Genomic DNA, 17,232 nt, shown 5'->3' with positions numbered 1-17,232 from the left:
GGCGCCGGTCAGCGCGGAACCTCCCGACCGGCGAGGTCGCCCAGGGTGGCGTCGATCGCGATCTCCCGCGTCTCGCCGGGGGCGAGGGAAAGAGGCCACAGGGTGACGCACGTCAGCCCCTGGAACGTGCGCTCGAAGCCTCCTTCCGAGTTCGAAACGGTCTCGATGGGCCACTGCCAGACCGTGGCGGGGGGAAAAGAGCATCGGACGGGTCCGGGCCAACCCGGATCCGTTACCTCGATGACATCGGCGTCCTGGATCGTCCTGCGCTGGGCGACCCCGGCGGCCGATCCGCCGATGCCGATCGTCGACCCCTCGGAGACCGCCCAGTTGGTCTCCACCCCAAACAGCGCGCGGAGAGCGGCCGTCCCGACGTTTGTGACACGATAGCGGACCTGCAGGCGCGCCGCGGCGCCGTCGGCCCGGAACCGCTTCTCGATCCGCGCCGCCGCCGTTCCCCCATCCGTCCGCACCGTCGCCTCGCGGCGGCAGGAGACGGCCGCCGACGGTCCGGCCGGAGGGTCGGCCAGGTACGGCTGTCCGGCGAAGGGAACGGGAAACTCCTCCGCGGCCCAGGCCTCCAGTGTCGCGCCGGCGGGTAGCAGGTGGTCCAGAAAGGCGGCCCGGCGGTAGCGGTCGTAGACGAGCAGCCGCTCCAGGTGGGGCTCCTTGACGCGGACCCGTTCGGTGTGGATGGTTTCGACCGCCGCGGGCGCCGCCGTCTCTCCCGGGGCGGCGAGCAGCTGCGCGTGATAGGCTTCCCGCCGCCGGCCCAGCACATCGACCAGGTTGACGCGGGCGGCGCGCCAGTCCCAGGTCACCACCCCCGCTCCCTCGGCCGGATCCACCCACAGGACCATCGACGGCGTGGAGATCTCGACCTCCGGTCCGCCGTCCGCGTCCAGATCCCCAACCTGCACTCTGGGCCCGGCGCCCAGGTGCTCGTCGGCCAGCGCTTCGGCGGCGATCAGGTGGGCGAAGTTGGCCCGGCGGATGTGGGGCAGATAGACGCCGCCGAAGACGCCGTGCCAGTAGGGGCAGTTGCACTGCGCCTGCCACAGCTCCTCCAGCGCGCGCCGCCGTCTCCTCCCGGGGGGAATCCGCCACACCTTCTCGCTGACGCGGAGCATCTTCTTGTGCAGGGTGTTGACCTCCGGATACTTCACCAGGAACTGCCGCCAGAATCCCCCGCGCACGAACCGCAGGGCGGGATGACGCTCTTCCTCCAGCCGGCGGCGGGCCTGGCGATAGGCGATCCCGGTCTCGGCCGGCAGCGCCCACTCTTCCATCTCGTCATAGGCGGCGGTGGGCAGGTACACCCGGCCGGCGGGGGGGCCGTCGGCCGCTTCGCCCGGGGGAAGCACCGCCAGCCATTCGGCCTCCTCCTCAAGCGCCGTGAAGAACTCCTCCATCCAGCCCGCCTCCCAGCAGTGGGCGTAGGTCCCGGGCCACAGCCCGAACTTCTCGCCGTCGTCGCCCATCAACAGCAGCGGGCCGGACGGCGAAGCCTTGCTGCGGAGGAAGGCCACGACCTCCGCCACCGGCTTCCAGGGGATCAGGTAGCGCAGCGCGCGGAGGCTGGGGAAGACCTTGAGCGTGGCCCCGCCCTCCTCCGTGACGAAATAGCCGGTCAGGTCGTCGGCGGAGAGGCCGGCGGCGAGGAAGTGGGTGTCGTCCACCACCGTGTACTCGACACCGGCGGCGGCCAGCGTCCCGGCCAAGTGCGGCTCCCACACCCGCTCCGCCAGCCACAACCCGCGGGGGCGCGCTCCGAAGCGCCGCTCCAACTCCGTCGTCATCTTGCGGATCTGTCCGACCTGGTCCCGCTCGGGGATGCTGACCAGAATGGGCTCGTAGTATCCGCCGGTCATCACCTCCACCTGGCCGCGCCGGACGAGTCCGCGCAGCAGCGGGAAGAACTCCGGGTGCGCCCCCTGCAGCCAGTCCAGGAGCGGTCCGGAGTAGTGGAGGGCCAGGCGGATGCGGGGGTGGCGGTCCAGCAGCCGCAGGAGGGGCAGGTAGCTCCTGGCGTACGCCTCCTCGAAGACGTGGGGAAAGTTTCCCACCGGCTGGTGGTTGTGGATGGCCAGGGCGAAGACGACCTGGGAATTCACGTCACGCTCCTCCCGGAGTGGTCGGCGCCGCTCAGAGAAAAGCCACGAACCGCCCGGGGTTGAGCAGACCCCGGGGATCGAAGCGCTGTTTGATCTCCCTCATGATTGCCAGCGCCGGCGGCGGAGGGCCCCAGATATCCAGGTCCCGCTTCACCGCGGCCGGGGCGGCGGCGAGGACGGCGTGCCCGCGGTGCGAGGCCGCGACAGTCCCGACCGCGGAAAACACCTCGGCGGCACGGTGGAGTTCGGCACGGATCCAGATCGTCCCCACGCCGGCGTGGGCGACGTAGGAGAGTCCCCCGTCAAGGGCGGAGAGGGCCGCCACCGCGGCGGCCACGGACCCCAGGGGCACGGTGAGCCGCAGCAGCGCCTCCTGGTATGCCGGCGGCGACACCTCGGGGAGTGGGAAGTCGCGCACGGCGGCCCAGCAGGCCGCGTGCGCGCTCCCGGTGACGACCTCCGCTTCCAGACCGGCCCGGGCGGCCATGGCCGTGATCTCCCGCAGGTGGCGGGCCACCGCTTCGGTGAAGCCCTCCACCCCCACGGCCACGACGGCGGCCGCCCCGGGCAGGGGGATCGGCGCCGGCGGCCGGTTCATCACCGCGATCGCACAGGGCTGCAGCGTGGAGGCAAAGAGGTCGTCCACCAGGGCGAAGGCCGCCTCCGACGCGCCGCCGGCCACCACCGTCGCCGCCTCCTCCGGGAGCGGCGTCATCTTGAAGGTGACCTCGGTGATGATCCCCAGTGTGCCCAGCGAGCCGACGAACAGCTTGCACATGTCGTAGCCGGCGACGTTCTTCACCACCTTGCCCCCGGCTTTGATCTGTGCTCCGTCGGCCAGGACCATCTTCATCCCGATGACCAGGTCGCGCACGCCGCCGTAGGCCATCCGCCGCGGTCCGTTGACGTTGGCGGCGACCACCCCGCCCACCGTGGCCCGCTCCGGACACGGAGGATCCAGAGCCAGGAACTGCCCGCGTGGCCTGAGCGCCGCCTGCAGCGCACCCAGGGTCATCCCGGCCTGCACCGTGGCGGTGAGGTTGGCATCGTCATGTTCGCCGAGCGCCGCCAGGCGCCCGGTGGTCAGCACGACGTCGAGACGGCGCGGAAGGTTCCCCAGGGCGATCGTGGTGCCGCCGCCCCAGGGCACGACCGCCGCGTCGGCTTCCGCGCAGAGCCGCAGCACCGCCGCAATCTGCTCCGCGTCGGCCGGGCGGCAGACGACGTTCGGCACCACCCCGTCCACCGCATGCGCCTGCAAGGTGGCGGCGTCCGTGGCAATCGCCGCCGGGCCGAGGGCGGATTCCAGGGCTTCCACCAGACGGCCGGCGGCCGCGCTCACGGCGCGCTCCCGGTCGTCCCCCCGGCCCCGTCCGCAGCGGCGGCGCCGGCGGTTTCATAGGCGCGGTCCAGAAGATCCAGGAGGTGGTAGACGGGCATCTTCAGGCCTCGGCGCCGCACACCGGAGAGCAGCTGCACCATGCAGCCGGGATTGGGAGCGACGACCGCCTCCGCCCCGGTGCGCTCGATGGAGACCAGTTTCTCCTCCAGCAGCGCGCCGGACATCGCGGCGTGGGTGACGTTGTAGATGCCAGCGCTGCCGCAGCACCGGTCGGAGGCCTCCATCTCCACCAGGCGCAGGCCCGGGATCGCGGTCAACAACCGCCGCGGCTGCGCCCGGACCTTCTGGCCGTGGGCCAGATGACAGGGATCCTGATAGGTGACGGTCAGGGGCACCGGCCCGAGCGGCCCGACCAGGCCCAGGTCCGCCAGGAACTCCGAGGCGTCCTGAACAAGCCGGGAGAACTGCGCCGCCTTCTCCGCGTACGCGGGATCGTCCCGAAGGAGATGACCGTACTCTTTCATCGCCGCGCCGCAGCCTGCGGCGTTGACGACGACCGCGTCCACGCGGGCATTCAGGAAGACGTCGATGTTCCGCCGGGCCATCGCCTTCATCGCCACGGTCTCGCCGTTGTGGAGGTTGAGCGCGCCGCAGCAGCCCTGCGCCCCGGGGATGACGACCTCGCAGCCGTTGCGCCGCAGGACGCGGACGGTGGCGGCGTTCACCGCGCCGAACAGCAGGGGCATGACACACCCCTGGAGCAGGCCGATCCGGGCCCGCCGCGGGCCCAACGCCGGCAGCACCTCGGCCTCGGGGGTGAAGAACTCCGCGGGAATCGGCGGCAGCAACGCCTCGGCCTGACGCAGCCGCCCCGGTAACAGCCGCGCCAGCGCCCGCAGCCCCGAGCGCTGGTAGAAGCGCAGCAGGCGGGCCAGCAACCGCAGGCGCCGTGGGAAGGGGAAGACCTGCCGGAGGACCAGTGAGACCGTCGCCCGACCGAGGGGCGAACCGGGCGGACCCAGCACGGCCCGCGCCGCCTCGGCGATCCGCCCATACTTCACCCCGGAGGGACAGGCCGTTTCGCAGGCCCGGCACATCAGGCACAGGTAGATGTGCTCGGCGAAGCGTGCGCCCGGCGCGATCCGCCCCTCGCCGGCGGCGCGCACCAGGTGGATGCGCCCCCGAGGAGATTCCGTCTCCAGGGCGGTGACACGGTAGGTCGGGCACTGGGGGAGACAGAGCCCGCAGTGCACGCACTGGTCCAGTTCGGGGATGAGCAGCGCGGGAAGGGAACGTCCCCGCGCCGCCGGACGGGGCAGGGGGAGGTGGGTGGCGCCGACCGCGGTTTCCATGGTCTACACCCACACCCCCTCCGGGATCCTGGCCGGCATCCGCCGGGTCGCCTCCCCGCACGCCGCGGGGGTGGGGAAGATCTTTCCCGGGTTGAACCTGCGATCCGGATCGAACGCCGCCCGCACCCGGGCCATCGCCTCCAGGTCTGCCGGCGTGAACACCCACCCCATGTACTCCCGTTTCTCCAGACCGATGCCGTGCTCGCCGGTGAGACTGCCGCCCATGGCCACACAGGCCTTGAGGATCTCTGCCCCGGCGGCGAGGACGCGCTCCAGCTCGCCCGGCACCCTGAGGTCGAAGAGGATGTTGGGATGGAGATTGCCGTCCCCGGCGTGGAAGACGTTGGCCACGCGGACGCCGAAGCGCCGGCTGATTTCGGCCACGGCCCGCATCGCGTCCGGCAGCCGGCTGCGCGGAACGACTCCGTCCATCACGTAGTAGTTCGGGGCCAGGGTGCCCAGGGCGCCGAAGGCGCCCTTGCGGCCTCTCCACAGCGCGGCGCGCTCTGGCTCGTCCTTCGCCGTCCGCACCGCCCGGGCGCCGGCCCGATGGCAGATCTCCCGCGCCAGGCGCATCACCCGCTCGGTGTGCTCCTGTACCCCTTCCACCTCGACCAGCAGCACGGCGTCGGCATCGCGCGGCAGACCGACGGGACTTCCCCGCTCCACCGCCTCGATGGTCGTGCGGTCCATCATCTCCAACGCCGCGGGAACGATGCCGGCGGCGGTGATCTCCACGACCGCCTGCGTGGCGTCATCCATGCGGTCGAAGACGGCGAGCAGCGTCCCCACCTGTTCCCGGACGCGCATCAACCGGACCACGGCGCGGGTGACGATGCCCAGGGTGCCTTCCGACCCGACGAAGAGGCCGCAGAGGTCGTAGCCCGGCGTATCGGGCACAACGCCGCCCAGCCACACCACCGAGCCGTCGCCCCGCACCACCTCCATCCCCAGGGTGTGGTTGGTGGTCACCCCGTAGGCCAGGGTGTGCGGTCCGCCGGAGTTGTTGGCCAGGTTGCCCCCGATGGAGCAGGCCGCCTGGCTGCTGGGGTCGGGAGCGTAGAAGAACCCCGCCTTGGCCACGGCCTTCGTCACGTCCAGGTTGATGACGCCGGGTTCGACCTCCACCGTGCGGTCGCGGTAGGAGACGTCGCGGACCCGGTTCAGGCGGGCGAGGGAGACCACGACGCCTCCCCCGGCGGGCACTGCGCCGCCTGCCAGCCCCGTCCCCGAGCCCCGGGGGACGACCGGGACGCCGGCGCGCGCGGCGGCCCGGATCACCGCGGCGACCTGCGGGGTGTCGGCGGGCAGCACGACGATCTCCGGCACGGCCTGGAGGACGGAGCCGTCCTGCTCGTACACGATGAGATCGACGTCGTCGGTGAGGACGTGTCCGTCGCCGACGATCCCTCTCAGTTCGGCGATCAGCGCCTGCCTGTCCACGGACCTAGCTCCATCCTGCGGCCTGCGGGCGCCCGGAGGCCTCGGAAGCCGCACGGCCGGGGGACGAGGCGGCCGCCGGCGGGGGCAGGAGCTTCTCGGGATTCAGCAGGCCCTCCGGATCAAACGCGGCCTTGACCCTGCCCATCGCCTCCAGGTCCGCGTCGGTGAAGAGCCACCGCATGTAGTCCCGCTTCTCGATGCCGACCCCGTGTTCCCCCGTGATGGATCCGCCACAGGCCACGCAGGCCTTGAGGATCTCCTCCCCGGCGGCGATGACCTGCTCCAGCATGCCGGGGCGTGTCGGGTCGAAGAGGATCGTGGGATGCAGGTTGCCGTCTCCGGCGTGGAAGATGTTGCCGATCACCAGGTCAAAGGCGCGGGCGATCTCCGCGACGCGCCGCATCACCTCGGGCAGCCGCGTCCGCGGCACCACCCCGTCCTGGAGATAGTAGGCCGGCGCCAATCGTCCCAGAGCTCCGACGCCTTCCTTGCGCCCTTTCCAGAGCCGCTCGCGGTCGTCAGGCGTCTCTGCCGCCCTGAGCTGGCGGGGGGCGTGGCGTGCGGCGATCTCCCGGATGCGGGCCAGGGTTCGGGGTACGACCTCGACGTGACCCTCCACATCGATGAGCAGCACCGCGCCGGCATCTTCGGGATAGCCGGCGCGGATCGCCGCTTCCACGGCCCGGATCACCGTCCCGTCGATCATCTCCATCGCCGTGGGCACGATGCCGGCGGCGATGATCTCGGAGACCGTCTGGGAGGCGTCCTCGATGGTGTCGAAGGCCGCCAGCAGGGTGCCCGCGGCCTCGGCAGATCGCAGCAACCGCACCGTGATCCGCGTGATGATGCCGAGGGTGCCCTCGGATCCGACGAGCAGTCCGGCGAGATCGTAACCCGGGGCATCGACGGCCGGACTGCCGACAACGACGATCTCCCCCGACGGCAACACCACCTCCAGCTCGAGGACATGGTTGCCCGTCACTCCGTAGGCCAGACAGTGCGGCCCGCCGGCGTTGTTGCCCACGTTGCCGCCGATGGTGCTGGCACCCTGGCTCCCCGGGTCGGGCGCGTAGAAGAGCCCGTGGCGGGAGGCGGCAACGGTCAGATCTCCGTTCACGACACCGGGCTCGACCACGGCCAGCCGGTCGCGGGGACTGAGCTCGAGGATGCGGTTCATCCGTGTCAGGACCAGCATCACCCCCCCGGCGACGGGGATGGACCCGCCGTTGAGACCGGTCCCCGCCCCCCGCGGGACCAGCGGTATCCCCGCCCGGCGGGCCAGCGCGACGATCCCGGCGACCTGATCGGCGGAGTCGGGCAGCACGGCGAGGTCGGGAGCGGCCCGGGCGACCAGGCAGGCGTCCTGCTCGTAGACGACGAGGTCCTCGGGACGGGCAAGCACCTGCGCGGGGCCGACGATTTCCCGCAGGCGCGAAACGAGCGTCCCACGGTCAATCTTCGTCGTCATACCCGGATTATATCCCCACCAGAAAGACGGTCACCGCCACCGGACCATGGGCGCCGCGCACCGGGGTGTGCTCGATGTCGGCGGTACGGCTGGGACCGGTGATGAGCCACAGCGCGGAGGGCGGCCCGTTCACAGACGGCCACAACTCGGACACGGTGGCGACGATGCGCCCTTCCGGCAGCACCGCCAGGTGCAGCGGCGGAAGGAGCGAAACGCTCCCGGGGCGTCCGGGACCGGCGCCGAGGGCCAGGGTGGCGGTCTCGGCCACCGCCGCATCGACCGTGGTGATCCCCGCGTCGGCCTGGGCGGGGTCGTCGGTGATCACCAGACCCTCCCGCCGTAGCGCATCCGCGACCGGCCGGAGGAGGGGATCGTCCCACATCGTCACCGTGCGCGCTCCCGCCCTCGCCAGCACCCTCCCCACTTGCTCCGGCAGCGACCCGAGGTCGGGGACGCGCACAACGTCGATGTCCGCGGCGCGGGCCCGCTCCATAAAGCGCTCGGCGGCGTCGGCGCCGCCGGGTCCGACCCGGCGGGCCGGCACGGCCGGCAGGGGAGCGTCGAATCCGGCGCGCCTCAGCCGTCCCAGGATCTCGTCGCGCGCGTTCATCGCCGTCGCCCCCGGCGAAAGGCGGCGGGCGCGGCCGGCGGGAGGTCGCGGAAGGCGATCCACCGGGACAGAGGAGCGGGCAACCACCGCGGCCTGGGGCCGACGAGACCCCGCGCCAGGCGGACCAGGCTTCCGGCCAAGGTGAGCCGGACCGCCGAGCCCATCACCCACGTCCACGCCCGGAGGAACAGCCGCTCGCCCAGGGGCGCCCCGCGGGAGCGGACCACGCGCGCCCTGAGCTCCAGCAGCAGCCGGGGCAGGTCGATCTTCACCGGGCAGACCTCCCCGCAGGCCCCGCACAGCGACGAGGCGAAGGGGAGGTCCCCGGCCACCGTCAGACCCTGCAGCAGCGGGGTGAGGACCGCGCCGATCGGTCCGGAGTACACCGAGCCGTAGGCGTGCCCGCCGACCCGCTCGAAGACCGGGCAGACATCCAGGCAGGCCCCGCAGCGGATGCAGGCCAGGACCTCCCGCATAGTCTCGTCGCCGTGAACGGCCGTCCGCCCGTTGTCCACCAGGACGAGGTGGAACTCCTCCGGACCGTCCCTTTCCCCGGAACGCCGCGGCCCGGTGAGCAGCGAGACGTAGCTGCTCATGCGCTGCCCGGTGGCGGCGCGGGGCAGGAGGGTGAGGAAGACCGCCAGATCGGCCAGGCGCGGGATGACCTTCTCCACGCCGGCCAGCGCAATGTGCACCCGCGGGATCGTCGTGGTCAGGCGGATGTTCCCTTCGTTCTCGACGAGCACGACGGTGCCGGTCTCGGCCACGAGGAAGTTGGCGCCGGTGATCCCGACTTCGGCTTCGAGGAAGCGGCGGCGCAGCAGCTCGCGGGCCACCGCCGTCAGCCGTTCGGGCTCCGCGGGCAGCGGCCTCCCGGCGGCCGCGGAGAGCAGCGCGGCGATGAACTCCTTCGACCGGTGCACAATGGGCGCGATGAGGTGGGAGGGCGCTTCGCCGGCCAGCTGGAGCAGGTACTCCCCCAGGTCGGTTTCCGTCACCTCGCAGCCCGCGGAGGCCAGCGCCTCGTTGAGGCCGATCTCCTCGGAGGTCATGGACTTGCTCTTCACGACCCGGCGGCCCCGCGCCAGGCGGGCGATGATCCCGGCCGCCTCGGCCCCGTCCCGCGCCCAGTGGACGTGCCCGCCCCGCAGGGCGACCTGGGCTTCGAGCTGCTCCAGATACTGGTCGAGCCGGCCGAGGGTGTGCCGCTTCACCGCGCAGGCGTAGTCGCGCAGGGCCTGCCACTCCGGCACCTCGGCGATCACGGCGGCCTGCCGGTCGCGGAAGCGCACCATCGTCGCGCGCAGGGCGGCCCGGAGGAACGGATCCCCCAGCGCCAGGCGGGCGTTGCGGACAAAATCGATGGGGCGGCCGGGCTCGGGGGCGGCGCCCCGGGGCGTCTTCACCGGGCGGCCAGGATCTCTGCGATGGGGATAGTCCCGACGGCGCTCCGCCGGCGGCGCAGCCCGCCGTCGATGTGCATGAGACAGCTGACGTCGGTCGCGGTGACGAACTCCGCGCCGCTGGCCTCGATGGCCCGGAGCTTCGTCTCCAGCATCGCCGCGGAGAGTTCGGCGAACTTTAGGGCGAACATCCCGCCGAATCCGCAGCACTCCTCGGCCCCGACAAGGGGTCGGAGATCCAGTTCCCGGACGTGGCGCAGCAGCCGCAGCGGCTGCTCCCGCAGCCCCAGCAGGCGCAGGCCGTGGCAGGCCGGGTGGTAGGCCACCCGGTGGGGGAAATGCGCCCCCACCGCAACGACACCCAGCACGTCCACCAGGAACTCGGTCAGCTCGTAGGTGCGTCGCCCCACCTCGCGGGCCTGCGCCGCCCGGGCCGGATCGTCCCGCAGCAGAATGGGGTAGAACTCCCGGATCATCGCCACACAGGAAGCGCTGGGGGCGACGACCGCGTCGGCGTGGTCGAAGACCCCGAGCAGCCTGCGGGCCAGCGGCCGGGCCTCGCTCCAGAAGCCGTCGTTGAAGGCCACCTGCCCGCAGCAGGTCTGCCCGGGAGGAAACTCCACGGTCACTCCCAGATGCCGGAGGAGATCCTCGGCGGCCCGGCCGGTCCGGGGGAAGAGCTGGTCGACGAGACAGGTGACGAACAGCGCCGCCCTCATCGGGCGTCCTCAGCCGGCGCGCACCACCGCGACGTTGGTGCCGACCTCCCGCAGGTAGCGCGCCGCATCCTCGGGGACCACCGTATTGATGTAGAAGCCTGAGCCCCACTCGAAGCCGGCCACCTGGGTCAACCGCGGGGTGATCTCCAGATGCCAGTGGTAGGCGTGGCGGGTCTCCTCCCGGTAGGGCAGGGTGTGAATGATGAAATTGTAGGGCGGATTCTGCAGGCAGCGGTGAAGCCGCAGCAGCGCTTCCTGCAGCGCCCCGGCCAGGGGCACCTCGAGCTCCGGGCGCAAAGCGCCGAAGTCCGCCTCGTGCGCCTTGGGGACGAGCCAGGTCTCGAAGGGAAAACGCGAGGCATAGGGCGCGATGGCCGCGAAGTGCTCGTTCTCCCACACCACGCGCTCGCGCGCGGCCAGCTCCTGCTCCAGCATCGCGCAGTAGATGCACCGGCCGTGACGGCCGAAGTACCGCTCCGCCGCCTCCACCTCCTGCGCCGCCCGGTTCGGGACGATGGGCAGCGCGATGAGCTGGGAGTGGGGATGGGACAGCGACGCTCCCGCCGTGCGGCCGTGGTTGCGGAAGAGCAGCGCGTACTCGAAACGGGGATCGTTCTTCAGGTCGCGGTAGCGGTGGAGGTAGGCTCGGATCACATCGGCCACCTGGTCCACCGGCAGCAGACCCAGGTGCGTGTGGTGCTCCGTGGTCTCGATGATCACCTCGTGGGCGCCCACGCCGTCCATGCGGGTGTAGATGCCCACCGGCGACCGATCGGTCCGGCCCTCGATCCGCAGCGCGGGAAACTTGTTGGGGACGACCCGCACGCGCCAGCCGGGCGCATCCCGTGCCGTGCCGGCTCGACGGATGGCAAAGATCTCCGGCGGCGTCTGGGTTTCGCGTCCCTCGCAGAAGGGGCAGCGGCTGGCGTCGTTGGGCTCCACCTCCTCGTGGGGAAAATCGGTGGGCCGGGCCGCCCGCTCGGTGGCGATGATCACCCAGCGCCGGCTGATCGGGTCTTTTCGGAGTTCCGGCACCAGATCACCTCGTCAGGACCAGCGTGCAACGCGAGTTCATCTATTCCGCCCCGCCTCTCCTCTCACCTACCCGGCCGGGCCCCGCCGGGCGCGGGCATACAGCTCCAGGTAGCGGGCGGCGGAGCGGTCCCAACTGAAATCTGCCCGCATGCCGTGCTGCTGGAGCCTCCGCCAGGTGGGGCGGTCCTGGAACGCGGCGAGGGCCCGGCGCACGGCCTGCTCCAGCGCGCCGGCGTCGTACGGTTCGAAGACGAAGCCGTTGGCCGTGCCCGCCAGCAGCGTCTGCAGCGTCGTGTCCACGATGGAGTCGGCGAGGCCGCCGGTCCTGCGCACGACGGGGACGGTCCCATAGCGCAGGCTGTACAGCTGGTTCAGCCCCGAGGGCTCGTAGCGCGAGGGCATCAGGAAGATATCGGCGCCGGCCTCGATCAGGTGGGCCAGCCGCTCGTCGAATCTCAGCGCCGCGGCGACCTGCCGGCGCCGGCGCGCCTGCAGCTCCTCGAAGAACCGGTGGTAGCGCGGCTCTCCGGTCCCGAGCAGGACGAACTGGATCCCGGCGTCGAGCAGCTCCTCCATGATCTCGGCCACCAGGTCCAGCCCTTTCTGGTCCGCCAGTCGGGTGACCATGCCGATCAGCGGACGGTCCGGATCCCCGGGCAGCCCCAGCTCCTCCTGCAGCGCCCGCTTGCAGACCGCCTTGCCGCTCAGGTCGTCGGCCGAATACCGGGCCGGAAGGAAGGGGTCTATGGACGGATCCCACACCCCGTAGTCCACCCCGTTGAGGATGCCCACCAGGTCGCCGGCCCGGTCGCGCAGCACGCCGTCCAGCCCGGCCCCAAACTCCTCGGTCTGGATCTCCCGCGCGTAGGTCTCGCTCACGGTGCTCAGGATGTCGGCGGCGTAGAGCCCGCCCTTGAGCAGATTCACCTTCCCCCAGAACTCGAGTCCGCGGATCGTGAACACCGATGCCGGAAGCCCGGTGAGGCGGAACTGGTCGGCGGGAAACACCCCCTGGTAGGCAAGGTTGTGAATGGTGAGCACGGTGGCTACTCCGCCGGGGCCTTCCGTCTTCAGCAGCACCGGCAGCAGGGCGGTCTGCCAGTCGTTGCAGTGGACGACCTCCGGTACCCATCCGCCGCGGTCCACCCACTGCTGCACGGCGCGGCAGAAAAAGGTGAAGCGCGCCAGGTTGTCGGGGTAGTCCGCCCCGCCTTCCCCGTACAGCCCCGCCCGGTCGAAGAAGCCGGGCTGCTCGACGAGCCAGACGGGCAGGCCGGAGTCGGGCATGCGCCCCTCGACGATCGTTCCTTCCACGCGCTCGCCGCCCAACGAGACGCTCACCCGGCCCGCCGGATGCGCCTCGGGCAGGCGCACGCCCCGATAAGCCGGCATCGCCAGGCGCACCTCCACGCCGCGGCGGGCCAGGGCCTTGGGCAACGCCCCCGCCACGTCAGCCAGCCCTCCGGTCTTGGCCAGCGGCGCGATCTCGGAGGAACAGAACAGCACCCTCATCGGATCCTCCTGCGCCGGCGACGTCCCGCAGGGCCGTCGACCAGCGCGACATAGAGATCGTTGACATTGGTCCGCGTCGGGCCCGTAACGATCAGGTCTCCGAGGGCGGAGAAGAACGGGTAGGCATCGTTGGCGGCCAGGGCCGCAGCCGGATCCAGTCCGACCCGGCGGGCCCGCTCCACCGTCGTTCCGTCGGCCATGGCGCCGGCGGCGTCGGTCGGCCCGTCGGTGCCGTCTGTGCCAAAGGCGCCGATGAGGAGGCGGGGCCGGCCCCGAATGGCGTGCGCCGCGGCCAGGGCGAACTCCTGGCAGCGGCCTCCGCGTCCGGGGCCGCGGACGGTGACCGTCGTTTCCCCGCCCGCGAGCAGACAGGCCGGCGGACGGAGGGGCACGCCCTGCTCCTGGACGCTGCGGGCGACCGCAGCGAAGACGCGCGCCGCTTCGCGCGCCTCGCCTTCCAGAAATGTGGTCAGCAGCAGCGGGCGATACCCCCTCCGGCGGGCCGCCGCCGCCGCGGCCCGGGCGGCGTGCTCGTTGCTGCCGACGATCACCGTGTGTACCCGACGGAACACGGGATGGCCGGGTTTGGGGGTTTCGGGCCGTTCGCCCCGCGCCCCGCGCCGCAGCACCTCCAGCGCCTCTGGGGGAACCTTCTCCTCCAGCCCATACTTCCGCAGGACCTCCAGAGCCTGGGCGTAGGTCGTAGGGTCGGGAGCGGCGGGGCCGCTGGCGATCGCATCCGGAGGGTTGCCCAACACGTCGGAGAGGATGAGGACGGCGACCTGCGCGGGCGCGGCGACTTCCGCCAGCCTGCCGCCTTTGATCCGCGAGAGGTGCTTGCGCACGGCGTTGATCTCCTCGATCGTCGCCCCCGACCGCAGCAGCAGGTCGGTGAGCCGGACTTTCTGCGCCAGATCCAGCCCGGCCTCGGGCAGCGGCAGAAGCGCCGAGCCTCCCCCCGAGATCAGGCAGATCACCAGGTCATCGCGCGCCGCGCCCCGGACCAGCTCCAGGATGCGCTCCGCCGCCCGCAGTCCCGCCTCGTCCGGCAGCGGGTGCCCGGCTTCGACGACCTCGACGCGCCGCAGGGGCAGGGCATGGCCGTACTTCACGCTGATCAGTCCCGCCGTGATGCGGTCCCCGAGGATCTCCTCCAGTGCCGCGGCCATCGGCGCGTCGGCCTTGCCGCCGCCGACGACGTACACCCGCCGGATGCGGCGGAGGTCGTAGACGCGGTCGCCGATGGACAGACGCCCCCGCCTGATGCGGACCGCCGCCCGCACCGCGGCTCCGGGGTCGACGGCGTCCACCGCCGCAGACAGAATCGCCTGGAGATCTCTCCGCAGTCTGGCCGGCGGGGTCAGACCACCCACAGCGGGCCGGTGCCGTTGGCCCGGACGGCTTCGACGCGCACGTGGGTCAGACCGTGCTGGGCCAGGGTCCACTGCACGGTGTCGCGGGCCAGGGGGGTGAGGTTGTTGATGTCGCTGAGATGCAGCAGCGCGACGGTCCGCGCGCGCCCGGCGGCGGCGGCCAGCGCCACCCGGGCCGCGGCGTCGTTGCTGAGGTGGCCGACGGGGCTGAGGATGCGGTTCTTCAGGAACCACGGGTAGGGGCTGACGCCGAGCAGCGCCAGATCGTAGTTGGCCTCGACCAGAAGCGCATCGGCCTCCGCGGCCCGCTCCCGCACCTCGTCCGTGGCCTCCCCCAGGTCGGTCACCACGCAGGCCTGCGCGGCATTCCCGGAGATCACAAACCCGACGGGCTCCGCCGCATCGTGCGGCACAGGAAACGCCTCCACGGTCAGGTCGCCCACCGGGAACGGCCGGCCCGTGGAAAACCGCTCGACCTGCGCTCCCGCCAGCAGCGCTCCCGCCGCCCGGATCGTCCCCTCGTTGGCGAGGACCGGGATCTCCAGGGTGCGGGCCAGGGAGGCGGCGCCGCGCGCGTGGTCGTCGTGCTCGTGCGTGAGCAGGATGGCCTGCAAGGGAGTCTCGTCCGCCGTCTCGGACAGGACCCGGAGCAGCGCCTCCGCCGCCAGCCCGGCGTCGATGAGGACGGCGCTCCCTCCGGAGGCGATCCAGACGGCGTTGCCGCTGCTGCCGCTGCGAAGGACACGAATCTTCATCGGGGCGCAATGGCGCCGGTCGGCGCGCTCCTCCGGCAAGGAGGGTTCAATCCCACCCCTTCCCCCCTCCTACCGAAGTTCATCCCGCAGCGACGGCATCCACCGGTGTGAGCAGCAGCGCCGGCTCCCGGAGCACCTCCAGGGCACGCTGGAGCGCCTCCAGGGCCTGCGCCGCCGATCCTGTCGGGACGGGGAGGGCCTTCGGCGGCCGGATGGTGATCACCGGGACCTCGGCCTCCGCCGGGATGCCGGCCAGCGCTTTGGCTTTCGCCACCGCGGTCTCGAAATCTCCCAGCGTATCGACCAATCCGAGGGCGTGTGCCTGGCGCCCGGTGTAGACACGCCCGCGGGCGAGGGGCTCGACGGCCTGCGCCTCCCGTCGGCGCGCGGAGGCGACACGGGCGATGAACCGGGCGTAGACCTCCTCCATCCACCCCCGCAGCGCCGCCCACTCCCGCTCGCTGAAGTCGGTGAAGGAAGAAAACATCGCCGCGGTCGCGCCGCGGCCGACGATCTCCCGCACCAGACCCAGGCGGGCAAACAGGTCCGCCACATTGAACTTGCCGCTGACCACGCCGATCGAGCCCGTGATCGTCGTGGCGTTGGCCACGATGGCGCCCGCGCCGCAGGCCACGTAGTAGCCTCCGGAGCCGGCCACGTTTCCCATGTACACCACGACGGGCTTGCGGGCGTGCACCCGGGCCGCCTCGCGCCAGATCATCTCGGAGGCGATGGCCGACCCCCCGCCGGAGTCCACATGGAAGACGACGGCCTTGATCCGCGGATGGCGTTCCGCGGCACGGAAGGCCCGGGCCACCGTTTCGTGCCCCGCGAGACGGCGGCCCAGCAGCGGGATGGGCAGGGGGAGGTCCCGACTCTCGCCGGGGACGATGCCGCCTTCCAGCTGCACCACGCCGATCGCCTGTTGCTGCCTCCCCCGCCAGCGGTAGGGCAGGCGCAGGCGGGCGCGGGCCTGCGCCCAGGGGAGGATCCGCGCCGGCCGGGCGGGGCCCCCCAGCCGCGGCGGGAGTTCGTCTTCGAAGGCCAGATCGTCGACGAGTCCCCGGGCCAGCGCCGCATCTCCCGTCAGCAGGCCCTCGTCCACCGCGGCGCGGACCTGGTCGGGGGGCAGGTTCCGCGACCTGGCCACCGCCGCGACGACTTCCTCGTAGAGCCCGTCGACCAGGGCCTGGGTCATCTCCCGCTGCGGCTCCGTCATGCGCGGATAGAGGAACCGGTGCGCGGCGGTCTTGTACTCCGCGATGTGGTGGAACTGGGGCAGAATCCCCGCCCGGTCCAGGGCCGGCCGCAGGAAGGTGGCCTCCGTGCGCGGGCCGTGCAGGGCGAGCTCGGCGCCGGCCGGGGCGACGATGCGCTCGGCGACGCTGGCCAGCCAGTACCCCCGCAGGTCGGCCGTCGCCGCGTAGGCGACCAGGCGCTTGCCGGAGGCGCGGAACTGCTCCAGCGCCGCGCGCAGGCTCTCCACCGCCGCCGCGCCGGCGCGCAGGTCGCCGATCTTCAGCACGACCCCCCGCACCCGCGGGTCGCCGGCCAGCAGGCGCAGCCGGTCCCGCCACTCCTCCAGACTTTCCTGCGCCGGGCCGGCAAAGGGATCCGGCAGGAACCGCCGCAGGAAACCGGCGGGGGGCGGACGCCGCTCCGGCAGAACTCCGGCCGCCGTCAACGCGACGAACTCCGCCGGAGGCAGGAGCAGGACAATCAGGTTGCGCGCCGCGCGCAGGGCGTTGACCAGCAGATCGACGGCCAGCAGGATGACATTCATGGCCTCGCCTCAGTCGTAGCCCAGTTCCCGCAGACGGTCCTCGTCGATCCCGAAGTGGTGGGCGACCTCATGGACGACGGTCCGCCGGATCTCCTCTTCGATCTCTTCCTCGGTTTCACAGGCTGCCTCCAGCGGCCCCTTGAAGATGGTGATCTTGTCCGGCAGCAGGGGGTCGGCGATGATCCCCCGTTCCAGAAGCGGCGTCCCCTCGTAGAGGCCGAACAGCCACTCGTCGGGGGCCAGCCCCAACCGCTCGTAGTGCTCTTCGCTCGGCCAGTCCTCCACCACGACGTCCACGTTGCGCATCTGCGCCGCGATCTCCT

General features: G+C 72.0%; 14 protein-coding genes. All 14 read right to left on the bottom strand.

Annotation, left to right across the window (positions count from 1 at the left end; translation table 11 throughout):
- Positions 1-8: 8 nt before the first annotated feature.
- A complete protein-coding gene (locus QN141_07870) occupies positions 9-2,114 on the bottom strand; it encodes a DUF1926 domain-containing protein (GenBank protein ID MDR7558391.1) in 2,106 nt (701 codons plus the stop codon).
- Between the two features lie 31 nt (positions 2,115-2,145).
- Positions 2,146-3,456, bottom strand: a complete 1,311-nt coding sequence (locus tag QN141_07865) for an FAD-binding oxidoreductase (GenBank protein MDR7558390.1) — start codon at positions 3,454-3,456, stop codon at positions 2,146-2,148.
- A complete protein-coding gene (locus QN141_07860) occupies positions 3,453-4,808 on the bottom strand; it encodes a heterodisulfide reductase-related iron-sulfur binding cluster (GenBank protein ID MDR7558389.1) in 1,356 nt (451 codons plus the stop codon). The genes QN141_07865 and QN141_07860 overlap by 4 nt, the downstream gene beginning before the upstream one ends.
- A gap of 3 nt (positions 4,809-4,811) precedes the next feature.
- Positions 4,812-6,251, bottom strand: coding sequence for an FAD-linked oxidase C-terminal domain-containing protein (locus tag QN141_07855; protein ID MDR7558388.1), 1,440 nt, complete (start codon positions 6,249-6,251; stop codon positions 4,812-4,814).
- A 4-nt stretch (positions 6,252-6,255) separates the two neighbouring features.
- Positions 6,256-7,719: an FAD-linked oxidase C-terminal domain-containing protein gene (locus tag QN141_07850; protein MDR7558387.1), complete on the bottom strand. Its 1,464-nt coding sequence runs from the start codon at positions 7,717-7,719 to the stop codon at positions 6,256-6,258.
- 7 nt (positions 7,720-7,726) lie between these two features.
- Positions 7,727-8,329, bottom strand: coding sequence for an LUD domain-containing protein (locus QN141_07845; protein ID MDR7558386.1), 603 nt, complete (start codon positions 8,327-8,329; stop codon positions 7,727-7,729).
- Positions 8,326-9,735 carry a LutB/LldF family L-lactate oxidation iron-sulfur protein gene (locus tag QN141_07840; protein ID MDR7558385.1) on the bottom strand — a complete coding sequence of 470 codons (1,410 nt, stop codon included), beginning with the start codon at positions 9,733-9,735 and terminating at the stop codon, positions 8,326-8,328. The genes QN141_07845 and QN141_07840 overlap by 4 nt, the downstream gene beginning before the upstream one ends.
- Positions 9,732-10,451 carry a (Fe-S)-binding protein gene (locus QN141_07835; protein ID MDR7558384.1) on the bottom strand — a complete coding sequence of 240 codons (720 nt, stop codon included), beginning with the start codon at positions 10,449-10,451 and terminating at the stop codon, positions 9,732-9,734. Before QN141_07835 ends, QN141_07840 begins: the two co-directional genes overlap by 4 nt.
- A 9-nt stretch (positions 10,452-10,460) precedes the next feature.
- Positions 10,461-11,486, bottom strand: coding sequence for a galactose-1-phosphate uridylyltransferase (galT, locus tag QN141_07830; protein ID MDR7558383.1), 1,026 nt, complete (start codon positions 11,484-11,486; stop codon positions 10,461-10,463).
- A gap of 66 nt (positions 11,487-11,552) precedes the next feature.
- Positions 11,553-12,998: a glycogen synthase GlgA gene (gene glgA, locus QN141_07825; GenBank protein MDR7558382.1), complete on the bottom strand. Its 1,446-nt coding sequence runs from the start codon at positions 12,996-12,998 to the stop codon at positions 11,553-11,555.
- Positions 12,995-14,371, bottom strand: coding sequence for a glycerate kinase (locus QN141_07820; GenBank protein MDR7558381.1), 1,377 nt, complete (start codon positions 14,369-14,371; stop codon positions 12,995-12,997). The genes glgA and QN141_07820 overlap by 4 nt, the downstream gene beginning before the upstream one ends.
- Positions 14,359-15,126 carry an MBL fold metallo-hydrolase gene (locus tag QN141_07815; protein ID MDR7558380.1) on the bottom strand — a complete coding sequence of 256 codons (768 nt, stop codon included), beginning with the start codon at positions 15,124-15,126 and terminating at the stop codon, positions 14,359-14,361. Before QN141_07815 ends, QN141_07820 begins: the two co-directional genes overlap by 13 nt.
- A 79-nt stretch (positions 15,127-15,205) precedes the next feature.
- A complete protein-coding gene (sppA, locus tag QN141_07810; protein ID MDR7558379.1) occupies positions 15,206-16,909 on the bottom strand; it encodes a signal peptide peptidase SppA in 1,704 nt (567 codons plus the stop codon).
- 9 nt (positions 16,910-16,918) lie between these two features.
- Positions 16,919-17,232 (bottom strand): metallopeptidase family protein (locus QN141_07805; protein MDR7558378.1); only part of this gene is annotated, 314 nt, incomplete at its 5' end.

The organism is Armatimonadota bacterium, from assembly GCA_031459765.1.
In the GTDB taxonomy this organism is placed as follows: Bacteria; Sysuimicrobiota; Sysuimicrobiia; order Sysuimicrobiales; family Kaftiobacteriaceae; genus Kaftiobacterium; species Kaftiobacterium secundum.
This window is presented reverse-complemented; position numbering and strand designations above follow the sequence as displayed.